Consider the following 2,097-nt stretch of genomic DNA (forward strand, 5'->3'; position numbering starts at 1 on the left):
GCGGCGCGGCCGTCATCACGGTCGCCAGCGTCGTCTGGTACCTCCTGTACGTCCGGCCGCGGGTGGACCGCGAGGGCGCCGCGACCGACGCCGTCCGGCGGCAGGTCGGCAGAGACGCCCTCGAACAGGTGGAGATAGCCGCGTCCCAGAACGCCCACGAGGTGCTCGTCGCCCTCACGAAGAACGTGAGCGAAGAGCGCGAGCGCTCGCTCGTCGCGTTCGCCGCCGACGTCGTTCGCCCCGACGACGGCCGCGTGGTCGCCGTTCGGTTCGAGGAGGTGCCCGACCAGGTACCGCTCACCGAACAGGTGACGGTCCAGTCCGACGCCGACCGCTCCTTCGAGCGGCGAGTCGAGGCGCTCTCCGAGGAGTTCGGCGTCGCCGTCGAGGCCGACGAAATCGTGAGCCACGATACGAAACACGCCATCGTCAACCTCGCGACCGACCGCGGCGTCGACGCCGTCGTCGCGGAACACGAACCGCTCCGACTCCGGTCCCGACTGTTCGGTGACCCCGTCGACTGGGTCGTCCGGCACGCCCCCTGTGACGTGCTCCTCGTGGACAACCTCGGGTACGGCCGCCCGGAGCGGGTGGTCCTCTCCGGCGAGAACGGACCGTACCACCCGCTGGCCGTCGGCGTCGCCGAGAGCGTCGTCGCCGCGAACGACGGCCAGTTGTCGCTCTGGTACCCCGCGGACGCGACCGGCAGCGACGAGGGCGCTCGGACGATAGACGACTACCAGTCCGAACTGAGCCGACTGCTGTCGGTCCCCGTCAGCGCGGAGACGGTTCGAACCGACGGCGGGCGACGGTCTCAGCCCGACCTGCTGGTGCGCCGGGGGTCGTCAGACGCCGTTCGCGACGCCCTGTTCGACGACCGACCCGCGTTCCCCAGTCCGGGGTGTACCACGGTCACCGTCTACCCGCACGAGTCGCGACGGCCGGGGTTCGTTCGGCGGTTCCTCGAACGCGCCACCTTCTGACCGACCCGTCCGCAGGCCCGCCTGCGAAGGCGGTCTCTCGCCCGAGTCCGCGTCTCAGGCGTTCGCTCGCCTCATCCGCTCTCGTCGGCCGTCTGCGTCTCTGTCTTCGTCACCGTCTCCGTCGTCGTCTCTGTCTCTGTCTTCGTCGTCGTCGCCGTCTGCGTCTCTGTCTCTGTCGTCGTCTCCGTCGTCGTCTCTGCCTCTGTTGCCGTCTCTGTCAGCGTCGTCGTCGGCGTCTGGGTCTCCGTCGCCGTCGCCGTCGCGGTTCGGGTCTGTGTTTCGGCCGTCGTCGCTGTGTCCGTCGCCGTCGGAGTTCGCGTCTCGGTGGGCGTCGACGCGTCCGTCGGTACCGGCGTCGGCGTCGTGGTCGGTACTGCGGTGGGCGTCGCCGTCTCGGCGGGCGTCGACGCGTCCGTCGCCGTCGGCGCGGCGGTCGCAGTCGTCGTGGGCGCGTCGCTCTCGGACGCGGTCGCCGTCGATACCGCCGTGCTGACGTCCGTAATCGTCTCGCCGGACCCGCTGTCGGGACCGACGCCGGTGCAACCCGAGAGGACGACCAGAAGCAGTACGACGAGAGGGGCCAAGCGTGTCATCTACTGGCTCCGGTGACGGACTGGACCCCGAATGTTATGCGGTCTGTATCGACAGGTCGCTATCAGGTCTCGGCGGTGCCGACACCGGCCGCCGCCGGCCGGTACCGCCGGTCAGGGCGCGGACGCCGAACGCCGAGTCAGTTCCCCGCCGTCCGTTCGGCGGTCACGTCGTCTCCGCTCGGACCATCTCCTCGAACCGCGCCAGTCCCGTCTCGATGCGCGCGCCGTCGTTGGCGAAACTGAATCGCAGGTACCCCTCACCGGCGTCGCCGAACGCGCTTCCCGGCGCGGCGACGACGTCGTACTCGTAGAGGAGTCGCTCCGCGACGTCCATGCTCGTCCCCGGGAGGTCGCTCACGTCCACGAAGGCGTAGAAGGCCCCCTCGGGACGGGCCATCGAGACGCCGGGAATCTCGCCCATTCGCTCCACGAACAGGTCGCGCCGTCGCTCGAACGCCGGCCTTCATCTCCCGGACGGGCGCTTCGGGGCCGGTGAGCGCCGGCGAGGGCGGCGTACTGAG

The 2,097-nt window shown here is 70.4% G+C and carries 2 protein-coding genes and 1 pseudogene; 1 reads left to right on the forward strand and 2 read right to left on the reverse strand.

Annotated features, from left to right (window positions below):
- On the forward strand, positions 1-983 hold a 983-nt coding region (locus tag GJ632_RS21130), incomplete at its 5' end, for a universal stress protein (RefSeq protein WP_197428145.1).
- Between the two features lie 71 nt (positions 984-1,054).
- Here GJ632_RS21130 and GJ632_RS21135 read toward each other — a convergent pair.
- Positions 1,055-1,576, reverse strand: a complete 522-nt coding sequence (locus GJ632_RS21135) for a hypothetical protein (protein WP_191453952.1) — start codon at positions 1,574-1,576, stop codon at positions 1,055-1,057.
- 163 nt (positions 1,577-1,739) lie between these two features.
- Positions 1,740-2,097, reverse strand: a pseudogene (locus GJ632_RS21140) (aminotransferase class I/II-fold pyridoxal phosphate-dependent enzyme); the annotation flags it as partial.

Origin of the sequence: Halogeometricum sp. CBA1124 (assembly GCF_009741955.1) — an archaeon.
GTDB classification, from domain to species: domain Archaea; phylum Halobacteriota; class Halobacteria; order Halobacteriales; family Haloferacaceae; genus Halogeometricum; species Halogeometricum rufum.